This is a genomic window from Enterococcus sp. DIV1067f, assembly GCF_050543505.1.
Lineage (GTDB): Bacteria > Bacillota > Bacilli > Lactobacillales > Enterococcaceae > Enterococcus_D > Enterococcus_D entomosocium.
In genome coordinates this window covers 1,652,552-1,674,918 of sequence record NZ_CP172940.1, presented here as the reverse complement: position 1 = coordinate 1,674,918, position 22,367 = coordinate 1,652,552, and the positions used below count along the sequence as shown (strand labels likewise).

The 22,367-nt window shown below is 41.6% G+C and carries 27 protein-coding genes; 12 read left to right on the top strand and 15 right to left on the bottom strand.

Annotated elements, in window-relative coordinates; all coding sequences use genetic code 11:
* Window positions 1–21 precede the first annotated feature (21 nt).
* Window positions 22–570 carry a signal peptidase I gene (gene lepB, locus IGJ42_RS07780; protein ID WP_005236123.1) on the bottom strand — a complete coding sequence of 183 codons (549 nt, stop codon included), beginning with the start codon at window positions 568–570 and terminating at the stop codon, window positions 22–24.
* A 215-nt stretch (window positions 571–785) separates the two neighbouring features.
* Here lepB and IGJ42_RS07775 point away from each other — a divergent pair, with 215 nt between their 5' ends.
* Both IGJ42_RS07775 and IGJ42_RS07770 read left to right on the top strand, forming a co-directional pair.
* Complete coding sequence (locus IGJ42_RS07775; RefSeq protein ID WP_008381925.1) at window positions 786–2,237, top strand: NAD-dependent succinate-semialdehyde dehydrogenase; 1,452 nt, start codon at window positions 786–788, stop codon at window positions 2,235–2,237.
* Between the two features lie 112 nt (window positions 2,238–2,349).
* Window positions 2,350–2,946: a nitroreductase family protein gene (locus IGJ42_RS07770; RefSeq protein ID WP_008381927.1), complete on the top strand. Its 597-nt coding sequence runs from the start codon at window positions 2,350–2,352 to the stop codon at window positions 2,944–2,946.
* Between the two features lie 67 nt (window positions 2,947–3,013).
* Here the strand turns inward: IGJ42_RS07770 and IGJ42_RS07765 are convergent, their stop codons facing one another.
* Window positions 3,014–3,508, bottom strand: coding sequence for a hypothetical protein (locus tag IGJ42_RS07765; RefSeq protein ID WP_005236128.1), 495 nt, complete (start codon window positions 3,506–3,508; stop codon window positions 3,014–3,016).
* A 137-nt stretch (window positions 3,509–3,645) separates the two neighbouring features.
* Here IGJ42_RS07765 and IGJ42_RS07760 point away from each other — a divergent pair, with 137 nt between their 5' ends.
* Window positions 3,646–4,173 carry an HdeD family acid-resistance protein gene (locus IGJ42_RS07760; protein ID WP_008381929.1) on the top strand — a complete coding sequence of 176 codons (528 nt, stop codon included), beginning with the start codon at window positions 3,646–3,648 and terminating at the stop codon, window positions 4,171–4,173.
* A gap of 120 nt (window positions 4,174–4,293) precedes the next feature.
* Window positions 4,294–4,737, top strand: a complete 444-nt coding sequence (locus tag IGJ42_RS07755) for a hypothetical protein (RefSeq protein ID WP_008381931.1) — start codon at window positions 4,294–4,296, stop codon at window positions 4,735–4,737.
* Between the two features lie 31 nt (window positions 4,738–4,768).
* On the opposite strand, the gene IGJ42_RS07750 is transcribed toward IGJ42_RS07755, so the two are convergent.
* Window positions 4,769–6,703 (bottom strand): heavy metal translocating P-type ATPase, encoded by a 1,935-nt coding sequence (locus tag IGJ42_RS07750; protein WP_061054084.1) that lies wholly within the window; start codon window positions 6,701–6,703, stop codon window positions 4,769–4,771.
* A gap of 184 nt (window positions 6,704–6,887) precedes the next feature.
* Between IGJ42_RS07750 and rsxC the strand changes: the two genes are divergently transcribed.
* Genes rsxC through IGJ42_RS07735 form a run of 3 tightly spaced genes read left to right on the top strand, consistent with a single transcriptional unit; the run spans window position 6,888 to window position 9,884 of the window.
* Window positions 6,888–8,225 (top strand): electron transport complex subunit RsxC, encoded by a 1,338-nt coding sequence (rsxC, locus tag IGJ42_RS07745; RefSeq protein ID WP_008381935.1) that lies wholly within the window; start codon window positions 6,888–6,890, stop codon window positions 8,223–8,225.
* Complete coding sequence (locus IGJ42_RS07740; RefSeq protein WP_005236139.1) at window positions 8,218–9,288, top strand: RnfABCDGE type electron transport complex subunit D; 1,071 nt, start codon at window positions 8,218–8,220, stop codon at window positions 9,286–9,288. Before rsxC ends, IGJ42_RS07740 begins: the two co-directional genes overlap by 8 nt.
* A 23-nt stretch (window positions 9,289–9,311) precedes the next feature.
* On the top strand, window positions 9,312–9,884 hold the full coding sequence (locus IGJ42_RS07735) for a hypothetical protein (protein WP_008381938.1): 573 nt from the start codon (window positions 9,312–9,314) through the stop codon (window positions 9,882–9,884).
* Between the two features lie 36 nt (window positions 9,885–9,920).
* On the opposite strand, the gene IGJ42_RS07730 is transcribed toward IGJ42_RS07735, so the two are convergent.
* Window positions 9,921–10,118 (bottom strand): hypothetical protein, encoded by a 198-nt coding sequence (locus IGJ42_RS07730; RefSeq protein ID WP_061054082.1) that lies wholly within the window; start codon window positions 10,116–10,118, stop codon window positions 9,921–9,923.
* A gap of 135 nt (window positions 10,119–10,253) precedes the next feature.
* Here IGJ42_RS07730 and IGJ42_RS07725 point away from each other — a divergent pair, with 135 nt between their 5' ends.
* Window positions 10,254–10,526 carry a hypothetical protein gene (locus IGJ42_RS07725; RefSeq protein ID WP_005226206.1) on the top strand — a complete coding sequence of 91 codons (273 nt, stop codon included), beginning with the start codon at window positions 10,254–10,256 and terminating at the stop codon, window positions 10,524–10,526.
* Window positions 10,527–10,615: 89 nt separating this feature from the next.
* Here IGJ42_RS07725 and IGJ42_RS07720 read toward each other — a convergent pair whose 3' ends face one another.
* The 3 genes from IGJ42_RS07720 to IGJ42_RS07710 all read right to left on the bottom strand — a co-directional run bounded on the left by IGJ42_RS07720 (window position 10,616) and on the right by IGJ42_RS07710 (window position 12,109).
* The gene (locus IGJ42_RS07720; RefSeq protein WP_005236147.1) at window positions 10,616–10,987 is read right to left on the bottom strand and encodes a hypothetical protein; all 372 of its coding nucleotides are present in this window, start codon (window positions 10,985–10,987) and stop codon (window positions 10,616–10,618) included.
* Between the two features lie 173 nt (window positions 10,988–11,160).
* Window positions 11,161–11,706: a hypothetical protein gene (locus tag IGJ42_RS07715; protein WP_005236149.1), complete on the bottom strand. Its 546-nt coding sequence runs from the start codon at window positions 11,704–11,706 to the stop codon at window positions 11,161–11,163.
* Window positions 11,690–12,109 carry a DUF4430 domain-containing protein gene (locus tag IGJ42_RS07710; protein WP_016612115.1) on the bottom strand — a complete coding sequence of 140 codons (420 nt, stop codon included), beginning with the start codon at window positions 12,107–12,109 and terminating at the stop codon, window positions 11,690–11,692. The genes IGJ42_RS07715 and IGJ42_RS07710 overlap by 17 nt, the downstream gene beginning before the upstream one ends.
* 165 nt (window positions 12,110–12,274) lie before the next feature.
* Here IGJ42_RS07710 and IGJ42_RS07705 point away from each other — a divergent pair, with 165 nt between their 5' ends.
* A complete protein-coding gene (locus tag IGJ42_RS07705) occupies window positions 12,275–13,675 on the top strand; it encodes a C69 family dipeptidase (protein WP_005236152.1) in 1,401 nt (466 codons plus the stop codon).
* A gap of 185 nt (window positions 13,676–13,860) precedes the next feature.
* On the top strand, window positions 13,861–14,031 hold the full coding sequence (locus IGJ42_RS07700) for a hypothetical protein (RefSeq protein WP_005236154.1): 171 nt from the start codon (window positions 13,861–13,863) through the stop codon (window positions 14,029–14,031).
* A gap of 63 nt (window positions 14,032–14,094) precedes the next feature.
* Here IGJ42_RS07700 and IGJ42_RS07695 read toward each other — a convergent pair whose 3' ends face one another.
* From IGJ42_RS07695 to IGJ42_RS07680, 4 genes are all read right to left on the bottom strand, one after another.
* A complete protein-coding gene (locus tag IGJ42_RS07695) occupies window positions 14,095–15,255 on the bottom strand; it encodes a MalY/PatB family protein (protein ID WP_061054081.1) in 1,161 nt (386 codons plus the stop codon).
* 30 nt (window positions 15,256–15,285) lie between these two features.
* A complete protein-coding gene (gene malX / locus IGJ42_RS07690; RefSeq protein WP_008381946.1) occupies window positions 15,286–16,848 on the bottom strand; it encodes a maltose/glucose-specific PTS transporter subunit IIBC in 1,563 nt (520 codons plus the stop codon).
* Between the two features lie 103 nt (window positions 16,849–16,951).
* The gene (locus IGJ42_RS07685) at window positions 16,952–17,734 is read right to left on the bottom strand and encodes a MurR/RpiR family transcriptional regulator (RefSeq protein WP_061054080.1); all 783 of its coding nucleotides are present in this window, start codon (window positions 17,732–17,734) and stop codon (window positions 16,952–16,954) included.
* A gap of 170 nt (window positions 17,735–17,904) precedes the next feature.
* A complete protein-coding gene (locus IGJ42_RS07680; protein ID WP_008381949.1) occupies window positions 17,905–18,087 on the bottom strand; it encodes a hypothetical protein in 183 nt (60 codons plus the stop codon).
* Window positions 18,088–18,251: 164 nt separating this feature from the next.
* Between IGJ42_RS07680 and IGJ42_RS07675 the strand changes: the two genes are divergently transcribed.
* Both IGJ42_RS07675 and IGJ42_RS07670 read left to right on the top strand, forming a co-directional pair.
* Complete coding sequence (locus IGJ42_RS07675) at window positions 18,252–18,917, top strand: NAD(P)H-dependent oxidoreductase (protein WP_016612106.1); 666 nt, start codon at window positions 18,252–18,254, stop codon at window positions 18,915–18,917.
* Entirely contained in the window at window positions 18,917–19,090 is a 174-nt protein-coding gene (locus IGJ42_RS07670; protein WP_005236169.1) for a hypothetical protein, read from the top strand. The genes IGJ42_RS07675 and IGJ42_RS07670 overlap by 1 nt, the downstream gene beginning before the upstream one ends.
* Window positions 19,091–19,188: 98 nt before the next feature.
* Here IGJ42_RS07670 and dat read toward each other — a convergent pair whose 3' ends face one another.
* The 4 genes from dat to IGJ42_RS07650 all read right to left on the bottom strand — a co-directional run bounded on the left by dat (window position 19,189) and on the right by IGJ42_RS07650 (window position 22,353).
* Entirely contained in the window at window positions 19,189–20,043 is an 855-nt protein-coding gene (dat, locus tag IGJ42_RS07665) for a D-amino-acid transaminase (protein ID WP_008381954.1), read from the bottom strand.
* 129 nt (window positions 20,044–20,172) lie between these two features.
* Window positions 20,173–21,273, bottom strand: a complete 1,101-nt coding sequence (locus tag IGJ42_RS07660) for an AI-2E family transporter (protein ID WP_008381956.1) — start codon at window positions 21,271–21,273, stop codon at window positions 20,173–20,175.
* A 161-nt stretch (window positions 21,274–21,434) separates the two neighbouring features.
* A complete protein-coding gene (locus IGJ42_RS07655; protein ID WP_008381958.1) occupies window positions 21,435–21,863 on the bottom strand; it encodes a hypothetical protein in 429 nt (142 codons plus the stop codon).
* A 73-nt stretch (window positions 21,864–21,936) separates the two neighbouring features.
* The gene (locus tag IGJ42_RS07650; RefSeq protein WP_061054078.1) at window positions 21,937–22,353 is read right to left on the bottom strand and encodes a GNAT family N-acetyltransferase; all 417 of its coding nucleotides are present in this window, start codon (window positions 22,351–22,353) and stop codon (window positions 21,937–21,939) included.
* Between the last annotated feature and the right edge of the window lie 14 nt (window positions 22,354–22,367).

Below are 22,367 nucleotides of genomic sequence, written 5' to 3'. Positions count from 1 at the left end.
CAAAATAACAATCGCAGAATTTCATTCTTTGCCTACCATACCAAAATCGGCAATTGGCCAGAAAACAAATTTTACATCCCCCAAAATTGTTGATTCATCGATCAGACCTAATTGACGACTATCTTTGGAAATTCGACGGTTATCCCCTAACACTAAAATTTGACCTTCAGGAATGACTTCAACACCAAATAACCCCATATCAAAATCACTAGTCAACGGAAAGCCATCTGCGACAGCTGCTTTGAATTCATCCAAGTAGGGTTCATCATATGCTTGTCCATTGATATAAAGGGTATCGTTTTGATAGGAAACCTGGTCGCCAGGTAATCCGATTACGCGTTTGATATAGTTTTTGCCTGCTTCATCCGGTGCTTCAAACGTTATGATATCGAAACGTTCGATCTCGGTATTTTTCAAAGCAATCACCCGCTCACCATCATGTAATGTGGGGTCCATCGAATCTCCTTTTACGATCACAGGGGTAAAGACATACTGTCTTAATAACAATAGGAATAAAGTAAAGATCACGACAAATCCTACTGTTTTTAAAAGCTCTTTTACTTGTTGCACGCGTCCCTCACTCCTTGAATGTTTTAACTATATTTTCCAAGAATCGAACAAACATTCTTATTTTTCTATTCTACCATAAAATGAAAGGAGCAGGACATCTCCTCTCTGGTTCTTTATGAAAATTTGGGGAATCATTGGACTTGCGTATGAATTGTCATCTTATCTAATCCGTGCTCCGGTTGAAATAGAACCCATTATTGAAAGGAAGTGCCAAAATGAACCAACAGTTACCACAAGTGCCCACGAAGTTATTGATTGACGGAAAATGGCTTGAAGGAACAAAAGAGTCGGTTTCGGTTACCAATCCTGCCACTAATGAAGAACTGGTAAAAGTCAGCCAAGGAGGCATCGATGAAACAAAGCAAGCGATCGATGCCGCCGCGAAAGCCTTCACAGATTGGTCAAAACGTTCGCCTCGAGAACGAGCCGATTTGATGAACAAGATTGCTGATTTAATGGAACAAGAAAGCGACCGTTTGGCAAAAATTATGAGCATGGAACAAGGAAAACCATTAAAGGAGGCAGAGGCAGAAATCCAATCCAACGTAGACAATTTCCGTTGGAATGCCGCCGAAGCACAACGGGTCTACGGCGAAGTGATTCCAGCTCCTGCACACAATCATTGGCTGGTGCGAAAAGAAGCCATCGGTGTTGTTGGTGCGATCACGCCTTGGAACTTTCCTTCCAATATGATTGCTCGAAAAATCGCTCCTGCCATGGCAGTTGGCTGTACCCTTGTTATGAAACCATCTAAAGAAACACCCCTATCAGCATTGGCTTTAGGTGAACTTTTTCAACAAGCGGGCCTTCCTGACGGAGTCGTCAATATCGTCTTAGGGGATTCTTCTGAAATCGGGAAAGAATTGACTGAGAACAAACAAGTCAAAAAAATCACCTTTACCGGCTCCACGAAAGTTGGGATGAAATTATACGAACAAGCTGCACCAACTCTGAAAAAAGTTTCATTGGAGTTAGGCGGCCATGCCCCGTTTCTTGTTTTTGCTGATGCTGATTTAGATTTAGCTGCTGAAAAATTAATTGCAGCAAAATTCCGCAACAACGGTCAGGTCTGTACATCCCCCAATCGAATTTTTGTCGAAGAATCCATCAAAGAAGCCTTTACTAAAAAGCTATTAGGGCAAATGGAAGCCGTAACTGTTGGTAATGGTTTAGAGAACCCCACCGTTGGTCCTTTGATCAATCAAGCAAGCGTTAAAAAAATCATCGACCAGCTGGAAGACGCGGTAAATAAAGGGGCTAAAGTCTTATTCGGTGGGAAGAAGCTTACTGAAGGTGAATACGAAAAAGGCAACTTCTTTGCACCAACGGTCATCGACGGCATCACTCCTGACATGACTATTTACTATGAAGAAACCTTTGGACCCGTGATTCCATTGATCTCATTTACGGATCGACAAGCAGTCATCGCTGCGGCAAATGATACGGAATTTGGATTAGCCTCTTACTTCTTTTCAACGAATCTGCAAACAATCTCGGATGTAGCCCAAAACCTCCAATATGGGATGGTTGGGGTCAATGACATTGCGATCTCAAACCCGGCGGCTCCCTTCGGCGGCGTCAAACATTCCGGTTTTGGTCGTGAAAACGGCAAATATGGTCCTGAAGAATACGTGACTGTCAAATTTATCGCCATTGATGCCCAGTAAGAAAAAAAGTCAGGCGCGTTTGCCTGACTTTTTTCTTACAAAGCATTTTGTTTTACTAACATTAAGTAAGAATGTATACTTCATTCTATGACAATAGAAAAGGTAGAATACTATGACAAAATTTCTTGATACGATCAAACAGCGCCGTTCAATCTATGGATTAGGCAAAGATGTTTCACTCTCAGATACAGAAATCGAAGCCATCGTGAAAGAAGCAGTAAAAAACAGTCCAACTGCTTTTAACGCACAATCGCCACGTGCCGTGATTTTATTTGGCGATGCCCACGAAAAATTATGGACGTTAACGGAGGTTGCTTTAGAACCATTGACACCACCGGAGGCGTTTGAAGCAACGAAACAAAAACTTGCTGGCTTTAAAGCAGGTTATGGAACCGTTCTATTCTTTATTCACACAGATACCGTTAAGAACTTGCAAGACCAATTTGCCCTTTATGCAGATAACTTCCCGGTCTGGGCAGAACAATCGAATGGGATTGCCCAAGCGAATGTTTGGGTAGCTTTAGAAGAAGCCGGATTAGGCGCCAACTTACAACATTATAATCCAGTAATTGATGATGCTGTTGTAGCTGAATGGTCAATTCCTGAAAATTGGCAGCTGCGGGCCCAATTAGTTTTTGGTTCAAAACAAAGCGAACCAAATGAAAAAGAATTTTTAAATGATGACGAACGTTTCCGCGTTTTCCATTAAAAACGATTCCCGATTTTAAAAAAAAGACCCTTGATTACGGCCACATACGGCAGCAATCAAGGGTCTTTTAGTCATTTTTTCCTTGATCATGATCGACCAGAATATCGATCGGTGTTCCTTCATTCAAGTGCTCCGACAAAAAAACCACCAATTCAGCTAACGGTTGTTTGAATTTCATTAATGGTCCCCGCATCCCTTTTCGAAAATAGTTCATCTTGATGGGCTGCCCTTCCTTTTCTTGAAATAATACGACCCGATCAATGTCTTGGTACAGTACCCCTTTAATACTCATTGGATGGACAATAATTCGATCTAGGGCTAACCCGCGGCTGTCTAGCACAAAGCTTAAAAAGACAAAACCTGAAACGATTCCTCGCACCTGATTATCCAATTGGTCATCCATCATCAACATGGATAGGATAATCATTACTGAAAAGATCGTAATAGCGATTTTGCTTAGTTTGCGCTCAACAGCAATAAAGTGAATCTCTTTGCGTACCACCAATAAATAGAGGTACAAAACGATCGTAAAGGCACACATCAATAGCGTTAACCCACTCATAAAACTCTCCGTTCTGTTTTCTTTTCCCTATTTTACCAAAAAATGATCTGTTACAAAAGGCTTAGCCTATTTCCTAGGTTTTTTGATATCTATTTTCACCAGAATTCGGTACAATAAGAAAAAAAGGAGGAATTATCATGAATGCATTTTTTGATAAATTACAACGCTATGACTTGCTTCGTGCCGTCGTATATATCGTCTTCGGCTTCATTATCTTGATTGCACCACGATCTGTTTTCAACACGATCGTTTATCTCGTTGCCGGATACATCGCATGTCTAGGGATCATCAGCTTGTATACGAGCTACAAAGAAAAACAAAAGGGCTATCGCAATGTGCAGTCGGTCTCTGGTATCTTACTGTTGATTGCTGCAGCTGCGATTTTAGTTTTTGCCAAAGGATTACTTGCCATCGTGCCATTTTTCTTAGGGATCATGATCACCATCAGCGGATGCACCCGCTTAATGGCAAGCTTTAACCAAAAACGCATTGGTTTACCTTACATCACGAGCTTAATCATCAGTCTTTTGATTATTGCTGCTGGACTCGTTCTCGTATTGAATCCATTCGCCACTTGGCTACTGTTCTTCCAAATTTTTGGCGGTATCTTGATTTTCATGGGGGCATCCGACGCTATTAATCATTTTCAACGAAAAAGAGCCTAATAAATGAGAATGTTTTAAAATTTTCTACGAATCTAACATCTACATGTAGACTTTTCCCGCTATTCCTTTTAAAATAGGAGATATCAAACAGTCAGTCCATTGAGAGGCGGGAGGTGCGACATGAAGAAAATTAAGCAAGAAGCAAAACATCCAAATGATGTGCCGGTAATTTTTTTGACCGATGCAACTGGCAAAGTCGTACGAAAAATCTCGATCAATGAGTGGCGTGCGTTAAAAGCGAATCCAGAACAAATCGAAGAACTCGATATCAAATTGTATCGTGAAGCGATCAGTTTCTATCTTCAAGAAGACTATGCGAAAGCAAAAGATCTCTTGCACTTCTTGATCAATAAAACGGACTATAGTCATTACGAATATGTTGAACGATTAGCCAATATCTATCGCATCGAAAATCGTCCTGCTAAAGAAAAAGTCCTATTGCTGACTGCTTATCATGCAATCAAACCGTTAGAATCCTCTGAAGGAATTCTAAGAAGGATCGAAAATCGATTACAAAAAATCGATGCCTTTGATTTTCCAACTTCGACACAATTCAGTCATTAAAAAAGCAGCTATCTTTCGATAGCCGCTTTTTTTATGCTTCTGGCAGTTTACGCAAAAGACGTAACCCGTTAAACAATACGATCAATGTACTGCCTTCATGGGCAAATACCCCCAACCCAATGTTCATCATGCCGAATAGATTCAAGCCGACTAATAACGCGACGATAAACATGGAGAAAAAAATATTTTGCCAAATGATCCGATCCATCTTCTTCGCTAAGCGATAGGCATATGCAAAACGCGAAAGATCATTCTTCATGATCACTGCGTCTCCTACTTCAATCGCAACATCTGACCCTTCCCCCATCGCAAAGCCGATGTCTGCTTGAACAAGTGCAGGGGCATCATTGATACCATCACCCACCATGGCGGTTTGTCCGTATGCTTCTTGGAGTGCTCGTACCGCTTCCGCTTTGTTCTCAGGCAAAACATTGGCAGCCACTTGGTCAACCTTTAAGCGCTGACCGATTGCTTCACCAGCAGAAGCACTGTCTCCGGTGATCATAACAGTATGGATACCTTCATTTTTCAAATAATGAATCACAGAAGCTGCCTGTTCGTTCGGCTCATCCATCAATGCGATGATCGCCGTAACCTCTTCGTTGATGGAAAACACGACCATTGTTTTTCCTTGCGCTTCCAATTGACGGTACTGTTGCTCCATCAAACCTGTTAACTGGGTGTTTTCGGTTCTTTTTCCTAATCGATAGGTTTTTGTTCCTGCGACGGCACCTAAACCGGAACCAATCTCGTTTGTGACAGTCAACTGTTCGATTTCTCGTATTTTCTCTGTCTTCTCGAAATAAGTAACGATCGCATCTGCTAATGGGTGGTTGGCTTGCTTTTCCATCGAAACGATGACCGCTGCTGCCTCTGCTCGATCGATCGTATCAACGAAAACGGCTTCCGTGACTGTAGGTTTTCCGACGGTCAAAGTTCCCGTTTTGTCAAAAGCCACCGCTTTGATCTGAGCGAAATTGGTCAAGTAATTGCTCCCTTTAAAAAGAATCCCTTTTTTCGCTAGATTCGAGATCGCCGATAAACTAGCAGGGACGGCGCTTGCCGCTAAAGCACAAGGAGAAGCCGCAATCATCATTACGATCCCACGATAAAAACTTGTATACCAATCCCAACCAAAGAGAAACGGTGCAGTCAAAATGAACAAAGGAACTGCAATGAAAACAACTGTTACATAGATTGGTTCGATTTTTTTGATTCGTGTTTCGGTCGGTGATTGATTTGATTGCGCCGCTTCCACCACTGAAAGAATTTTTGCGAAGACTGTTTCAGAGCTGTCTTTCGTGACTTCCATCAAAAATGTGCCGTTTCCATTAATCGTACTCCCATAGACTTCGTCTCCTGTAGTCTTTTCTCGAGGAATACTTTCCCCATTGATCGAAGCTTCATTGATGGCACTCGTTCCAGAAAGGATTACGCCATCTGTTGCTAACTGATCACCAGGTAGCACTTGCAAAATATCTCCTTTTTTTATCTCAGAAGCGGCAATTTTTTGGGTTTTCCCATCCGGACCCATCAAACGGGCTTCCGTGGGATTCAATTTGAGAAGATTGGTGATTTCTCTTCGACTTTGTCCCTCGGCGTATTCTTCTAAGAAGTGAGCGCCTGCAAAAATCAAAATCAACAAAGCTGCTTCATTAAAATTTCCTATGACCATGGAACCAATCGCTGCCAACAACATCAAAAGATGTACATTCGGTGTGAATCGCCGATTGGCTCTGGTACTCTTTATGGTATCCTCGATTCCTTCCCACGAAATGTGATAACCTGCTAATAAAACCGCAGCAAAATAAAACCCATCTTTCACCCATTGGTTCGGAACAAAAAGTGCCAGTATAAAGAGCAGTAAGCCTACAAAATAAATGTTACGTGGGAGAGTCCCATGATCGTGAGTATGAGAATGCCCCTCCGTTTTTGTGTGATCATGTTGACAAGTATGTTCAGCCATCATTAAAACCTCCTCTAGTCCATCTGTCATATGAACGATCAATCATATTTATAGACTTATTATATATGAATAAACAATCATATGTCAACCGAAAGAAGTTTTTCTTGTGAAATGTAAGCGTTTTGGGTTTTGTGATTCCTTATGGCATGCTAGAATAAACTTAGGAGAGAAAGGAGTGTTGGTTATGAGAACATTTACTGGCGGTATTTCACTAAGTCCCCCATTAAAAATGTTAAAAGAAAAATTAATGATCGAACAAGATGAAATTCTTACCTTTTCACCCACGATGGTCTTTATCCCTTTAGCACAACATATTGGTGCTCCGGTGGAACCGATTGTTTCCGTTGGTGATTACGTCAAGCAAGGGCAAGTGATCGCTGAGTCTGATGCGTTTGTATCTGCCAAAATTCATGCATCTGTTTCGGGTAAAATCGTCGACATGGTCGATTGGCCGAATCAAAACAATGAAGAAGGAAAAACCATCATCATTGAAAATGATTATGCTTATCAAAATGATTTTTTGTCAGCCCCCTTCGACTGGCAATCTGCTGCTAACGAAACCATCCTCAACAAAATCCGTCAAGGCGGCGTCGCCGGCAAAGGCGGTGCAACGTTTCCCACCCATGTCAAATTCAGTATTGATGAAACCAAAAAAATCCATACTTTGATCTTAAATGGTTCTGAATGTGAACCGTTCTTACGCAGTGATGCTTTCTTAATGCAAAAAGAAGCCCAGAAAATCATTCACGGTGCAAAGATTGCCCAAAAGTTACTGGATGGTCCAAAAATCATAATAGGCATCGAAGATGACAAACCAAGAGCCATTTCAGCCATGCAAGCCGCAAGTGCAGAGGATGACACGATAGAAGTCGTTACTGTCCCAACTGTTTATCCAACCGGTGGTGAAAAGCAGTTAGTAGAGTTATTGACCGATCAAGAGGTGCCGTTAGGTGGTTTGACTGCCGATATCGGTATCGTCTTGATCAATGTTGCCACCAGCTTTGCCATCGGCGAAGCGGTCTGTTATGACAAACCGTTGATTGAACGCTATACAACCGTTACCGGCGATGTTCAAAATCCCTGCATCGTCAAAAATCCGTTAGGAACACTCGCAGGAGAATTGATCGACTTTGCCGGCGGCTTTCAAGGAGCCCCCAGCAAATTGATTCTTGGTGGACCAATGATGGGAAAATCCGTCAAAACCTTGAAAGTTCCGGTCACCAAAGGCAGCAACGGCATCGTTGTTTTTAATGAAGAAACCGATTGGCTCTATGCCGAAAACCCCTGTATTCGCTGCAACAAATGTGTCGAAGCTTGTCCAATGCGCCTCATGCCAATGGAGATCGATCAGTTTTATCGAGCGGGGGATTATCAAAAGTGTGAAGAATTATTGGCAGAAGCATGTATCAATTGTGGTGCCTGTACCTTCGTCTGCCCAGCTAAACGTTCCTTAGCTGCCAATATCACTGCCGCAAAAGGCAAAGTTGCCCAGTTGCAAAAGGAGGCGAAGGAAAGTGCCTGATTATTACAAGGATTCCGATAGCGAACGTCTCTTTCAGCAAAGGAAAAATCAAGAAACACCCCCAAGCCCCCATATTCGCAGCAATGACGAGACCATTAAAATCATGGGGTGTGTGGTATTAGCCTTGCTGCCAGCAGTTTTATTCTCTGGCTACCTTTTTGGATTGAAAGTTTATGGCTTGTTTTTCATTGCACTAGCCACGGCGTTTGCTGCCGACGGACTTTGGTCCTATCTTGTCAAACGGCCGTTTCGCTTCGATTTAAGCATCGTCGTGACGGCCTTGCTTTTAACGATGAACCTCCCACCAACCGCACCTTGGTATTTTCCCGTGATTGGGGTGGCGTTTGCCGTAATCATCGTCAAAGAATTTTTTGGCGGTATTGGTTATAATTTTCTAAATCCAGCCCTCGGCGGTCGAGCCCTGTTGATTGGCTTGTTTTATAACCAAATGTTTCTAATCAGTTGGCCTGATCCACCTTTTGGCAGCATCGCACCTGATGTCGTTTCGCAGGCTACAGCGAACGATGTTGTTTCTGGTGCCACACCATTAGCTGTCATGAAAGCAGGAGAAACGTTGAGTGGCTCTGAACTAGTGGATGCCTTTTTAGGATTTACCGGAGGACGAATCGGTGAAACCAGTGCCTTACTTTTACTGTTGGGTGGGATTTTTCTCGTTTACAAGAAAATCATCTCCCCTCGTATCCCACTGATTATCTTTGCGACGATCGGGCTCTTTGCTTTTATCCTTGGTCCAGAAGGACTTTTTACTGGCAGTTGGCAAACGGTCATCGGTCATATCATCAGTGGTGGTGCCATGTTGGGTGCGATTTATATGGCGACTGATTATTCTTCGACACCAGGAACAAAAGCAGGAGAAAATCTTTTTGCCTTAGGCGTTGGCCTCCTCGTTGTGCTCTTCCGTTTCTTTGGTTTTACAAATGAAGGCATGAGCTATGCCATCTTGATCATGAATTGTTTCACCCCACTTATTGATCGCTTCTTACGCCTTCGCATATTAGGGGAAGGAAAAAAGACCCCGTTCAACCTTAAAATCATGAGCTAAATCGTAAAAAAGGAGGGTTCCTTATGATGATCGCCAATCGGCTAGTGGTCTTTCTAGTCATTCTACTCACAAATTACGCCTGTCAAAATTTGGCACCGACCGTCAAAGAGAAAAAACCGAACGTGACGACACGGGTGGTTTTCCTCTCAGGGATCATTGCGGTCGCTTACTTGTTCAGTGGGTTAAGCTTTTATCTTTTACTTCAAAATCGTTTCGTCTATGGCAATCAAGTGGTCACCAACTTGGTAAGTGCTGCCATCATCGCCTTGATTGCGGGGGGCTTGTGTTTACTGATCGTTCCTGCAAAAAAACGTTTCTTGACGACTGATCTAAAAAAAACGCTCCTAGTCAATGTTCTCTTGCTGACGATCGCCACCGTGACCCAATTTCCCTATACCGATTATTTAACCAATTTATTTGTTGCTGTAGGCATGTATTTCCTCTTTTCTTGTGCTTTGTCAGGGGTTCATACACGGAATCAAATTGCCACGATTCCGCCAATTCTAAAAGGTTTACCGCTGGATATCGTAACACTTTTTCTATTCTATCTAAGCTTTTCCTTTCTCAATGGTGTCTTCTTCAATTATTTATTCTAAACAAAAAGCAAGTCCCGCTTTGGCAGCGGAACTTGCTTATTTTTTGCGGAATAACTCTCTGAAGGAACCGATCAAAAAACCAGTCGAAAAAGCATTTTGTGCTTTTTGCTCTTTTTCAGCAGCGATTTTTTGTCGGGTTCGCAGCCCCTTATTGGCATTTTTGGACTTCTTCCCTTCACGGAGTTCTTTCGAAACCTTTTGAAACTCATTTGAGAAACGATTATACCCAACCATGTCGTTTCCCTCCTTTCTTTGTGCTTGACCTATAATAACGAGGATTTATTATAGGAATTGCCTTTCTGATGCAAATCAGGTAACATAACAGACAGAAAGATGATTTATCCCAGGTTTATCAGAAAGGAAGATCCCATGAACGAAACCCACACTGGATTGTTAGTCAATAGCCGCGTTTTTCAAGAAACGCCAATGATGCTGACAGGTATCCAACTTTTAGAAGACCACAAAATCGTAAATTGCATTATTAAGGATCGCTACTTAGCCAGCTATGTCTTACGCCTTCCATTAAATAAATACCAATTAGAAGTTGAAGGAAAATGGAACAAGCGGGAACAGTTAGTGATCAAACATATGAAGATCAAGAATATCGATGAATTTATTAAAATCGTCGGTACGCCAGAATAACAGGACTCACGAAAAGCAAGTGCAGACAACTGCCCTTGCTTTTTTTCTGAAAAAATCCAGCTGATTTTTCCCGCGTGTTCCTCCGATGTTTATCGCGACATTCTGGTAAACCGATCGATCAAGGCTTTTTGCTCCTCTTTGATACCGATCGCCAACGGTTTGATCATTAATTTGACAGTGGACGAAGGTGTCTGAATCTGAACTTTTTTATTTACCACACCGCCTAGTTGTAATTTTGTGATCTCATGGATCATAATTGTCTGCATCCCTTTTTCATGAAATTGCAGATCTAACTGAATCAAGTGGATTTTTTCTTCGTCAACCACCACGATAAAATACTTTGGTGTTGGCAGGGCAATCATTTTGGCTTCCTCGGCATAACCAGCCAGTTTTCCATGGAACTTCGCACGGTAGCTTTCTAAATCATCTTTTTTCACGATCCATTTCATCAAAAGCCACATCCTTCCTTAGATACCTTAAGGATACCTGCAGAAAACGCTTTTGCACAACAATATGCCTGCTTGTTTCCTCACATAGCCCCATTCAACACGTTTGATCATCAAAGACTTTTCCTCTAGACATAGACGTTTTTGTCACCACGACTGCTGAGTCAAGCAAAAAGACAGCGAGGCGCTTAGTGCCCTTCGCTGTCTTTATTTGGATAGTAGTGTTGGAAAAGTCGCAGAAAAATCGGTGCCAGCATCAAATAAAAGATGCCATTCCCCGCTGCATGCAACGCATCAAAGCTCACTCCTTGAAAATAGTAAGCCCCAAAGCTAGGAAACCCATAAAGCTTGACACTGATCCAAGATATCACAAAGCCATACGCAAAACCTGCAAATACACTATAAATGACTTGTAAATACAACTTTTTCATAAACAGTTTGCTTTTTGATAATAGATACATTCCAAAAATTACGACGGCATAGCTAATCAATTGGGCAATCGTCCATACCCCCATTCCCATGTAAAAATTGGTAATCAGCATCGAGAGCAGACAAACGATCAATCCACGACTAAGACCTAAATGGATGGTTACTAATAAAAAGATCACCGTCATTGGTTGAACATTGGGTAAAGGTTGAAAAAGTGTCCTGCCGACGACGGCTGCTGCTACAAGCAACCCTAAATAAGCAATTTCTTTTCCAGCAAATACAAGTGGTTTATTCGAATTTTTCATAGGTGAAAACCACTTTATCGTTGTTTCCTAAAAAGGTATCATCTGCCCCAGTCGTAATCATTTCATCATTGATCGTATATGTCCAATAATAGCCAGCTTTTTCATCTTGGGCTAAACCGTCGATGCTGGTGATCATCCCTTGATTTTCTTCCAAGTCAAAGTTCTCTTTCATGATAGTCATCAAAGAAACCCCTTCTTTAAAAGTGACCGTTTTGGTTTCGATCTCCTGGTCTTGCTCTTCACTTTTATTATTGAAGCTGATTTGGGCAGTGCGCTCTTCGGCATTTTGTTGGACTGACGAAGAGTCACTAGAGGAGTTACCCGCATCCATCGATGGTTTGGCACATCCGGCAAAAACCAGACTTAGTAAAAAAATATAACTAAAAATTACTGTTTTCTTCATAATAATGGCTCCTTTGATTTTTTTTACAACACCTTATTGTACTAAAAATAAATAAAAAAGGCGAAATTTTTTTGTTCCCCTCTATAGAAAGCATTGTAAATCCATGTGACTATGGGTATACTAGCTTCAATCATTCGTAAGAAGAAATGAAGGAGTGTTGGAAAGATGGATAGAAAAAAAGCGTCCTGTACCACTTTACTAGTAGGAAAAAAAGCATCGATTGACGGCTCGACCATGATTGCCCGTAATGAAGATTCAGGGAGCGGTTCGGAACCGCAAAAATTCGTCGTTATCACTCCAGAACAGCAAGGAAATGAATTTTACGCCGTTTTAAGCGGCTGTCGAATCCGTTTACCTAAGGATCCCTTACGTTATACTTCGACACCTGAAGCAGATGAATCCCAAGGAGTCTGGGCAGCTTCAGGAATCAATGAAGTAAATATCGCCATGACTGCGACAGAAACGATTACGACCAATTCACGCGTTTTGGCCATTGATCCATATGTGGAAGATGGTATCGGGGAAGCTGATTTCGTCAGCATTGTACTGCCTTACATTCATTCCGCTAAAGAAGGTGTTCTTCGCCTAGGGGAACTCTTAGAAACCTATGGGACCTACGAAGCCAACGGGATCGCGTTTTCTGATGCCGAGGAAATTTGGTATATGGAAACCATCGGTGGACATCACTGGGCAGCTGTTCGCATACCAGATGATGCCTATGTCGTGGCACCCAATCGCTTAAACATTGATCACTTCGATTTCGCCTCAGAAATGACGTTGTGTTCGCAGGATCTCGAACAGTTGATTGAAGACTATCAATTAAATCCTGATTTTGAAGGCATTAATCTACGCCATATTTTTGGCAGCTCCTCAGAAAAAGATACCCGTTACAACAACCCGCGGGCATGGTACATTCAAAAACACTTTAGCGGAACAGTTGCTGAACCGATCGATCAAGAGCTCCCGTTTGTATGCTACCCAAAACAAAAGCTATCCGTGGAAGATGTAAAATGGGCATTGAGCTCCCACTTCCAAAATACGCCTTTTGACCCTTACGGTACAGGGACCGAGACACAAAAAACACAATTTCGATCGATTGCTCTTAATCGCAACCAGCAAGTCCATATTTTGCAGATCCGCAACCACGTGCCTGCAGCAATCGCTGGCATTCATTGGCTCGCCTTTGGCCCCAATACCTTCAACGGCGTTGTGCCCTTTTATGCAGCTATCACTAAGACCCCACTTGGCTATTGTGATACGACAAAGACCTACGATCCAACAAATAGCTATTGGTTAGGACGCACCTTGGCGTTGATTGGGGACAGCGACTACGATCGCTATAGTGATCTTGCCAACCGTTTTGAAATGGAAACGATGGCGGCTTGTCGCCGCATCCAACAAGAAACTGATCGTAAAGCTTCCGCTGAAAAGGAGCCTACTCGTCTGCTTGAAGAAGCCAACGCTGAGATGGCCGAACTGTATTTAAAAAATGCAACAACGTTACTAGGAAAAATGGTGGAGTCTGGCAGTAATAAAATGGCCTTGCGTTTTTCTTTAGCCGATTAGTCAATCGTTGAAAATAAAAGGATTAACAAAAACTTTACATGGAATTGCAGCAATCTAAACATTGCTCTCCTATACTAAAGATACCAATTCGTTTTCTTTTTCCTTGCTGGTACAAATCAAGCAATTGATTTGTACTGGTCCCCCTATTGAAGACCAGTTGGGAAAAAACGTTGGGAGGAATGAGCATGACTGCAAGTATTTATCGGACTGTCACCAACGAAATTGTTAAAGGTGAAATCATCAAAAGCCAGAGTCAGCAAGATATGCTGATCATTCAAGACAAAAAAGGCTATTTCCATGTCGTTGAACCAATCCCCGCTACTACTACATCAACTCCCCACAGGACGAAAGACTAAAAAATCCACTGGCGATCAGAAAGAATACAGGATCTTTCTGATTGCTCAGTGGGTTCTTTTTTGTTATGTCAAACTCAATGTGAATCGGTTCAATCCATCAATGAGTTTTTCTCGCGAACAGCCAACGTTTAGGCGTAAAAAATTTCTCCCTTCATTCCCATAGATTTCCCCTGACATAATCGCGACTTTTCCCTTACGAATCATTCGTTGCTGCAATTCCACCATCGTTAAATCCAGTGCTGTACAATCAATCCACATAAGATACGTGGCTTCGCTTTTCGTGACCACGAGTTCTGGATGATATTCCTGTAAATAAGCAATCACATAAGCAATGTTATCATCCAGATAGTCATTGAGCTGATCCACCCACTTACTTTCATTATCGTAGGCAGCAATCGTTGCGGTCATGCCAAAAATACTGGTGGAGCTCAACCCATCGGCTTCTTTTAACTGAGTTAAGAAGCGATCACGCAATTTGGAGTCAGGAATGATTCCATAAGAATAAATCAACCCTGGGAAATTAAACGTTTTGCTACCCGAAGTAACAAGGGCTACTTTTTTTTGCAACAAATCAATGATTGGTTGATGCCTTTGTCCTTTTCTTACAATATCCATATGAATCTCATCAGAGATGATAAATACATCATGGGTTTTCGCCAATTCGATCATTCGTTGCAACTCATCTTTTTGCCAGACTCTCCCAGTTGGGTTATGAGGACTACATAAGAGAAGAACTTTGTTTTCAGGCTGTGCCATCAATCTTGTTAGCTCTTCAAAATCAATGCGATACGAGTTGGCATCATAGATGAGTGCATTAGGTACGATTTTTCTTTTGTTCTCTTTGATCATTTTATAAAACGCATCATACGCAGGTGTTTGAATAATGATCCCATCTCCTGGATTGCTGAGTAAGGTGACGAGTAGTTTGATGCTATACATGACGGAAGGACTGTAGACCAGCCAATCGCTGTCGATCCTACTTGTAAAGCGTTCAGAATACCATTTGCAGACTGCTTGCTTGAATTCATTGTGATTCCAACGTGTATACCCAAATACCGGGTGCTGCATCCGCTTGATAAGTGCCGCTTCAACTGCAGCTGGCACCTTGAAATCCGTATCGGAAATCGTAAATGGCAACAAGTTTTTTTCACCAAAACGGTCTTCCACATAATCCCACTGGGTACAATGGGTTCCTTTACGATTGATTGGCTCATCAAAAAACATTTTCTTCACTCCTACTACTTGACAATTTTGCTAAAGAATCGCATCAAGTTGATTTCTGACTGTTGTTACTTTCGTTCCAATGATTACTTGAACGTTCGTATCATCTAAGTGAACGACCCCAAGCGCACCTAGTTTTTTTAGCCGTTCATCATCAACCAATGTACCATCGTTTAGAACGAGGCGTAGCCGTGTAATGCAATTGTCTAAAGAATCAATATTACTTGCTCCCCCTAAAGCTGCCAAAATACCATGGGCATCGTAGCCACTCTTTCCAGAATAGGTCATTTCCTCTTCCAACTCATTCGTTTGATCGTTGTTCTCTTCTCTACCAGGTGTCTTCAAGTTCTTGCGAAGGATTACTGTTTTAAAAACAAAGTAATACAGGGCAAACCAGCAAGCTCCTACGATCAGAACGAGCCACCATTTTGTATATGCGCCTTGCATCACGCCAAAGATAAGAAAATCAAGCACGCCCCCATCGGTATTTCCAATCGTGACACCCAATAGACTCATTACCATAAATCCAGCACCTGTCATGATGACATGAAAAATCCATAATAAAGGGCTGATGAATAAGAATAAAAATTCGATTGGTTCAGTAATTCCTGTCACAAAAGTTGCAATGACGCCTGAAATCAACAAGCCTTTTATCTTTGAACGATTCTCAGGTTTTGCTGTCTGGTACATAGCTAATGCTGCTGCCGGTAAGCCAAACATAAAGGTTGGCATTTTCCCTTGAGACAAGAACGCCGTTGCACTTGGTGAGATGCTTAAACCGTTTTGTAATTCCGCATAAAAAATATTTAACGCCCCAAAGACTTGCTGACCATCGATCAGCTGACTTCCCCCTGCTTCCGTAAAGCGAATCATGGAAACCAAAATATGGTGTAACCCAAATGGCAGTAATAAGCGCTCACCTGAACCAAATAAGAACGGACCGAAAGGACCAGCTTGTTGGATCAAATGTCCGATTCCTGTGATGATCATAGCAAACAATGGCCAAATCATCGGAATGATCACCCCGACCACAGCTAAAGTAAGCGAGGTGATGATTGGAACAAACCGGGCTCCTGAAAAGAAGGCAAAACTATCTGGCAATTGAAAATGGTAGAAGCGCGTATGCAATTTATAAACGATCAATCCTGCGATAATACCACCTAGAACACCCATTGATAATGTTTGAATGCCAAAAACGATCTCTTGTCCTGCTTCTCGAAGTTGATCTGCAGTAGCTAATTGATTCGTTTCTTGTAAATAAAAATTGATGGATAAATGCATCACGACATAGCCCACAAAGCCTGAAAATGCCGCAACTCCCTTCTCTTTTCGTGCTAGACCTAAAGGAATCGCCATCGCAAACATGACGGGTAAGTAACTAAAGGCAAACCCACCGATCGTTGACATGAAACGAAAAACCACTTGAAGCCAAGAGGCACCTAAAAATGGGAAAACGTCGATCGTTGAAGAAGATGAAAATGAACTACCAATCCCTAAAAATAAACCCATGAATGCGAGTAAAGCGACTGGCAACATAAATGTTTTCCCAAGTCCTTGAAAAATTTCCATCCAGCTTGCTTTCTTTCCTTTTTGCATATCATTTCCTCCTAACACTTTTATCTCTTAAAATGTAAACGATATCAAGAAGGCTTACAATACAGTTACCAAAACAAGAATGACCATTCACAAAATGGAATGGTCATTCAGGATCAAGTCCTGGTTCGATTTGATTGGCGTATTGAATAATTAAAATATCCAGTAACGCTGCTAAAGAGATCCGTGGGCTCAAATCGACTTCATGATGATAAATCGTTGTCATTTCAACAGAAAAAGAGAAGGTGGCAAGCTTTTCCAACGTGCTTGTTGATTGACCAATACAGGCTAAAATCGGCACACCTCTTTGTTTCAACCGGTTAGCATAATTTAGCATCCCGATTGTTTCCCCACTATGACTAATAAAAATAGCCATATCTTTTTTTGATAGTTGATTAGCGATGGTTGTCAATTCATCCCAATCCGTTGAAGCGCCAACCGTTTTTCCTAAGAACCGCAACTTTCGACTCGCAGATAATGCAACCGCCGCACTTTGCCCTAAAGCAAAAAATTCGATTCGTTGTGCTTGCTGAAGCATTTCCACGGCACGCTGAAAGTCGGCTTCTTCGATCATTGATAAGGATGCCGCCAGCTGGTCAATCATTTGCTTGATCAGTGGGGATAAACCAAGAGAAGCTTGAGTAGATGATTTTTTTTCAAGAGTTTGATAATTCTTCAGTGAAAATTTGAATTCTTGAAAACCGGTAAAGCCAAGCTTTTTTGCCATTCTGCTGATCGTCGCTTGACTGGTGTACGTTTGGGAAGCTAACTCATCGGCCGTCATTTCTGAAACTTTCTCGGGCGCCCTTAAACAATAGTTAAGGACCGTTCTTTCTACTCGGTTCAGCTCTGGAATTTTGTATTGGATTCGTTTATATAAATGATTCATCACCTGCTTCTCCTCCCTACTATTGCTTCATTCTTCCGTCTCCACTATGCTTCATTTACTCATTATACCTTCCCTCAACAAAAGTACAAACTGATGATGAATGGCTTGAAATAAAAAAAAGGACTCACCCTTTGAGGAGTGAGCCATCTTTGTTATTTTCTTTGCATCGGTCATCTGTAGACAGTCACTTCAGTAAACTCTTGCCCGTTGCCGTAATCATTTTCTTTCGTTTGACGCTTTCCATCAATTCGTTGTTTGCAACTGGCAAGTCCATTTTCGACATAGTTCACTGTATTTGCAACGATCCTTATTATAGTTGCTAGACCTTTCATCAAGGGATCATTTGATTCCATCCTCTATTCCCCCATTTCTATCACGCTTAAGCCGCTACTGGCTTTTTCTTATAACAAGTATAAAAGAAGTACCTTAAACGAAACTAAAAGAGAAGAACTTCGACAAAAAGAAAAGCAGACTAGTTTCTCTTTTTGGTAAAATATGGTAAATGTAATAGGAAAGGATGATCAGTCTCATGATAAAAACTTTAGTGGTAGCCAGCCATCCGGATTTCCACAATTCGCTTTCCCAACGATTCTTTAGTGAAAGTGCCAAGCTTCCTAACGTCACCATGCATTTCCTTGATGATCTTTCTGATTTTTCTCTCGCCAATGAACGGATGCTGTTGCAAACATGCGATCGTTTGATTCTACAATTCCCCCTATATTGGTACAGCGTTCCAGCAAAAATGAAAGCTTGGATCGATACGGTTTGGGAAAAATGTGCCCCTGCATTGGTGGGCAAGGAAATTAGTTTCGCCGTTTCTACCGGCGTTGCCGCCAAAGAATTTCAGCTAGGCGGCCGAGAAAATACGACCTTCAATGAAATTTTGCACCCACTGGTACTCATGGCAAAAAAACATCAAATGACGGTACTCCCCATCGTTGTCCTCGATCAACTGATGTATAAATCAGAACAAGAGAAACGAGCCTTTGTCATTGCCTATCAGCAACTGTTATCAATGCCGGCTCCCTTTACATTTGATCAAAAGCAACAATGGTTTAGCGAAAAGCTGGCGCGTTTGGTTTCTGAAAAACCGCAGCTTGCTCCTTTGCTATCCTTGTTGCAGGAAAACCATGAAACGTTGATCGAATTAGATGACGCTTTAACTGAATTGGAGGTGCTGTGATGGATCACGAATGGCTGAAGCCACTGATAGAGCAGTCAATAAAAGAAACAGCTGACTATCACGAAAAAGCATTTTTGCAAGAACTAGAGAAGTTGCTTCATCAGCAAGAAATTCGAATCGAATTGAAACAAGGAGAACTTGACGGAAAATTGTGGAATCCTAGTGAATGGTAAAATCTGCACTTGTATCCAAGAAAAAACTTTGTTCCACCTAGCTATAAAACATGCTGGGTGGGCCAAAGTTTTTTTGAATCGTTTCTTTTGCTTGTTAACTAGGATTCGCACATACTCTTTGTAGCAGCGATATAGGCTGCTTGCAAACGTTTCGTGATCGAACCCAATGTACCATTGCCAACTGATTTCCCATCTACTTTGACGATAGGCACAATTTCCCAGACAGAATTGGTCAAAAAACATTCTTGCGCGTTGTTTAGTGCCTCAACAGGGACAGGTTCTTCTCGATAAGGAATTTCTAATTGCTGACACAACTGTAGCACCTTCATTTTCGTGATACCTGGTAATACCAAGCGTCCATCCGGATGTGTATAGACGATACCATCAATGACAAACCAGAGATTTGATGCCGAAGCTTCCGTGAAACATCCATCTCGTTGCAGGAGTGCATCATCGAACCCCGCTTCGATCGCTTGATCTAGCGCTAACAGATTTCCTAACAAGCTCAATGATTTGATATCACAATGCAACCAACGCTCATCTGGAAGAACGGTCGCAGATAGCCCTGCATGCTGCATTTCCAGAGGTCGTTCAAAGGGGATCACATTTGCGGTCACGACTCCTTTGACTGCTCCAGCAGACGGAAACTCGTGATTGCGGGGAGAGGCGATTCCTCTGGTGATTTGAAGATAGATCTCTCCTTCTGTGATTCCTTCGGTTTTAACCAGTAACTTAAGGTTTTCAGTTAATTGGGGAATTGTATAAGGCAATGTCAGTTTAATTTTTTGCGCACTACTTTCTAAGCGAGTCATATGCTCCCCTAACATAAAGCAGCGACCATTATAGATTCGAATCACTTCATAGATTCCGTCACCATACTGATAACCGCGATCTTCAATGTCAATTTTCACCGCTTCTCGATCAACGATTTGATCGTTCCATAAAACCTTCATTTCCTCACTCCTATCGTCCTTCTCGTTTCAATAAGTATAGCATTTGTCTTTAGGCCTTGCTACGTAGTGCTTAAAAACAAAAAAACCTGCTGATGGAGACCGCTCCAACAGCAAGGTAGAACATTTTCGTTATAATGAATCTTTATCAATTACAGATCGTTCTAATTTTCGTTCTTGAAAAAAACGCAACAATGTACCAGACATTGCCATCACGATCGAATACACTGGCAGTGCCACAATCATGCCTACAAATCCAAGCAAGTTGCCGGCAATCAATAATAAGAAAACCGCAATGATTGGATGGATATGCAATACTTTTTTCATCACTAATGGTGAAACAAGATATGATTCACCTAACTGAATGATCGTGATTCCGACAATCAGAAAAATAGCTGTTCGAATGTCTTGACTTAACGCAAATAAAAAGGCTGGTGCTGCTCCGATAAAGGGGCCGAAATAAGGAATAATGTCCAGAACGCCGCAAATTAATCCTAATAGTAAGGCATTTTGTAAGCCTAGCAAAGAAAAAATGAAATAGCTTGAAACCGCAACATAAGAACAAACCAGCAATTTCCCACCGATGTACGCTGACGCTGCTTGATGAAAATCACTACAAAGTTGTCGCATTAAGCCTTGATAGTTTTTCGGTGTCTTACTTGCCAAAAAATCAGGAACTTTCTCACCGTCTTTAAACATATACACTAATAACAGTGGGATCGTAAACAAGACGATCGCTGAATGAGAAACGATGGAGATCAAACTCGTCAGACTATTGGTTGCCCCGGTAATAAACTGTAAGGCAAAGTTGCTAGCTTGGGAAATATCAATCGAATCAATAAAAGGACCAAATAATTCTTCTAAATAAGAATGATCAATAGTATCGATCACCAAATTGATGATGATGGGAATTTGATTGATAAAACGCCCCATCTCATAGGCTAATGCTGGTCCAATCACCTGAACGATCAAATACGCTGCAAAAACGATCAGCAGCAATGTCGAATATAGCGCAATGCTTTTCTTTTTCGTTCTTTTTTTTACCCAATTAAAGAAAGGTAAAAAGATGTAAAAAATAAAAATTGAAATCAATACTGGTAAAAAGACACTAGAAAAGATGGCTTCCAGCGGTCGAAAGACAAACAGTATATTTGAATAGATCCAGACCGCGATCCCTAAGAGACAGACGATCACTAGACCTGCAAAAATTTTTGATTTTTTAAGAAACTCCAATAATAAATCCTCCTGATTCTAGAAAGTAATTCAACTTCTTTCAGTTTAGCATAATTTTAAAAACGAAGGATGATTTCAAGAAGAATTTTTCAAAAATCCATGTTTTTCATAGCAAACTTTCAATTAATTTAATTTTTTTCATCTCTATATCTCGAATCTAATCAATTTTGATGAGCTGAAAACGGCAACGGAATATGCAACCGTCTGACAAAGTAGACTGCTGAAGCAAACTGGAGCAACCCTAGCAAAAAGAAAATCACATGCAAGACATTCCATTCTTGTAATAAGATGACCTGCACGATGATCCAGACAACTAAACTCATGCCTAAAAGCATTACCCCGTGGTACCCTTTGTTAAGCCGCAAGAGGAAAACAACAATCAGATTACCCAAACCTAAGATAGCGAACAAAAACAAGCCGGGAATTAAGAAGGTCGTGAAGGGTGTTCCTTGCAGCATGGCCGCTTCCAAACCAGCAAATGTCTCCCCTTTGCTTAACGGCTCAATGCTTTTAAACGCCAATAGACTTCCTCCACAAGCGCCAACACCAATAAAGAGACACAAAAAAAGTAACGCAAAGCGCATCTTCATTTTTCTCCACTCCTTCTTAAAACCCAACGCAACTAAAAAAATATTCTCAGTGACACATCGATTTTCTTATTCCTTATTCGCTTTTTGCTGAATAGATAAATGCGGCAATTTGCTGCTCTTCCACAGAGGAAAAGCCACACGCCTCATAAAAATGACGCGTTTTTTCTGTGTTGTCCGTAATCAAAACCTTTTGCCGTATTGATGGATGATTCGCCAGCATTTTTTTGAGTAATCGCTGACCAATTTTTTGACCTTGGAACTCGGATGCTACTAATAGATCTTGAATATAAAGAATGGTTTGTCCATCGGTTATGCAACGGATAAGCCCCACCAGCTGCTCTTCAACATAGGCCGTGATCACCTCTGAGTGGGCTAACGCATTTAAAAGACGCTCGGGATCTTTAGTATAGGCGCTCCAGCCAACTCCCTCATACAAAGCGAGTACTTGATTTGAATCAGATGGTAATTGGTCTTTAAAGACGATCTTCATACTTTTCCTCCTTG

What these genes read in the sequence shown, in the direction of transcription:
- IGJ42_RS07775 (WP_008381925.1), top strand. Translation starts at nt 786, where the DNA reads ATGAACCAACAGTTACCACAAGTGCCCACGAAGTTATTGATTGACGGA.
- IGJ42_RS07770 (WP_008381927.1), top strand. Translation starts at nt 2,350, where the DNA reads ATGACAAAATTTCTTGATACGATCAAACAGCGCCGTTCAATCTATGGA.
- IGJ42_RS07765 (WP_005236128.1), bottom strand. Translation starts at nt 3,508, where the DNA reads ATGAGTGGGTTAACGCTATTGATGTGTGCCTTTACGATCGTTTTGTAC.
- IGJ42_RS07760 (WP_008381929.1), top strand. Translation starts at nt 3,646, where the DNA reads ATGAATGCATTTTTTGATAAATTACAACGCTATGACTTGCTTCGTGCC.
- IGJ42_RS07755 (WP_008381931.1), top strand. Translation starts at nt 4,294, where the DNA reads ATGAAGAAAATTAAGCAAGAAGCAAAACATCCAAATGATGTGCCGGTA.
- IGJ42_RS07750 (WP_061054084.1), bottom strand. Translation starts at nt 6,703, where the DNA reads ATGGCTGAACATACTTGTCAACATGATCACACAAAAACGGAGGGGCAT.
- rsxC (WP_008381935.1), top strand. Translation starts at nt 6,888, where the DNA reads ATGAGAACATTTACTGGCGGTATTTCACTAAGTCCCCCATTAAAAATG.
- IGJ42_RS07735 (WP_008381938.1), top strand. Translation starts at nt 9,312, where the DNA reads ATGATGATCGCCAATCGGCTAGTGGTCTTTCTAGTCATTCTACTCACA.
- IGJ42_RS07730 (WP_061054082.1), bottom strand. Translation starts at nt 10,118, where the DNA reads ATGGTTGGGTATAATCGTTTCTCAAATGAGTTTCAAAAGGTTTCGAAA.
- IGJ42_RS07725 (WP_005226206.1), top strand. Translation starts at nt 10,254, where the DNA reads ATGAACGAAACCCACACTGGATTGTTAGTCAATAGCCGCGTTTTTCAA.
- IGJ42_RS07720 (WP_005236147.1), bottom strand. Translation starts at nt 10,987, where the DNA reads ATGTGGCTTTTGATGAAATGGATCGTGAAAAAAGATGATTTAGAAAGC.
- IGJ42_RS07715 (WP_005236149.1), bottom strand. Translation starts at nt 11,706, where the DNA reads ATGAAAAATTCGAATAAACCACTTGTATTTGCTGGAAAAGAAATTGCT.
- IGJ42_RS07710 (WP_016612115.1), bottom strand. Translation starts at nt 12,109, where the DNA reads ATGAAGAAAACAGTAATTTTTAGTTATATTTTTTTACTAAGTCTGGTT.
- IGJ42_RS07705 (WP_005236152.1), top strand. Translation starts at nt 12,275, where the DNA reads ATGGATAGAAAAAAAGCGTCCTGTACCACTTTACTAGTAGGAAAAAAA.
- IGJ42_RS07700 (WP_005236154.1), top strand. Translation starts at nt 13,861, where the DNA reads ATGACTGCAAGTATTTATCGGACTGTCACCAACGAAATTGTTAAAGGT.
- IGJ42_RS07695 (WP_061054081.1), bottom strand. Translation starts at nt 15,255, where the DNA reads ATGTTTTTTGATGAGCCAATCAATCGTAAAGGAACCCATTGTACCCAG.
- malX (WP_008381946.1), bottom strand. Translation starts at nt 16,848, where the DNA reads ATGCAAAAAGGAAAGAAAGCAAGCTGGATGGAAATTTTTCAAGGACTT.
- IGJ42_RS07685 (WP_061054080.1), bottom strand. Translation starts at nt 17,734, where the DNA reads ATGAATCATTTATATAAACGAATCCAATACAAAATTCCAGAGCTGAAC.
- IGJ42_RS07680 (WP_008381949.1), bottom strand. Translation starts at nt 18,087, where the DNA reads ATGGAATCAAATGATCCCTTGATGAAAGGTCTAGCAACTATAATAAGG.
- IGJ42_RS07675 (WP_016612106.1), top strand. Translation starts at nt 18,252, where the DNA reads ATGATCAGTCTCATGATAAAAACTTTAGTGGTAGCCAGCCATCCGGAT.
- IGJ42_RS07670 (WP_005236169.1), top strand. Translation starts at nt 18,917, where the DNA reads ATGGATCACGAATGGCTGAAGCCACTGATAGAGCAGTCAATAAAAGAA.
- dat (WP_008381954.1), bottom strand. Translation starts at nt 20,043, where the DNA reads ATGAAGGTTTTATGGAACGATCAAATCGTTGATCGAGAAGCGGTGAAA.
- IGJ42_RS07655 (WP_008381958.1), bottom strand. Translation starts at nt 21,863, where the DNA reads ATGAAGATGCGCTTTGCGTTACTTTTTTTGTGTCTCTTTATTGGTGTT.
- IGJ42_RS07650 (WP_061054078.1), bottom strand. Translation starts at nt 22,353, where the DNA reads ATGAAGATCGTCTTTAAAGACCAATTACCATCTGATTCAAATCAAGTA.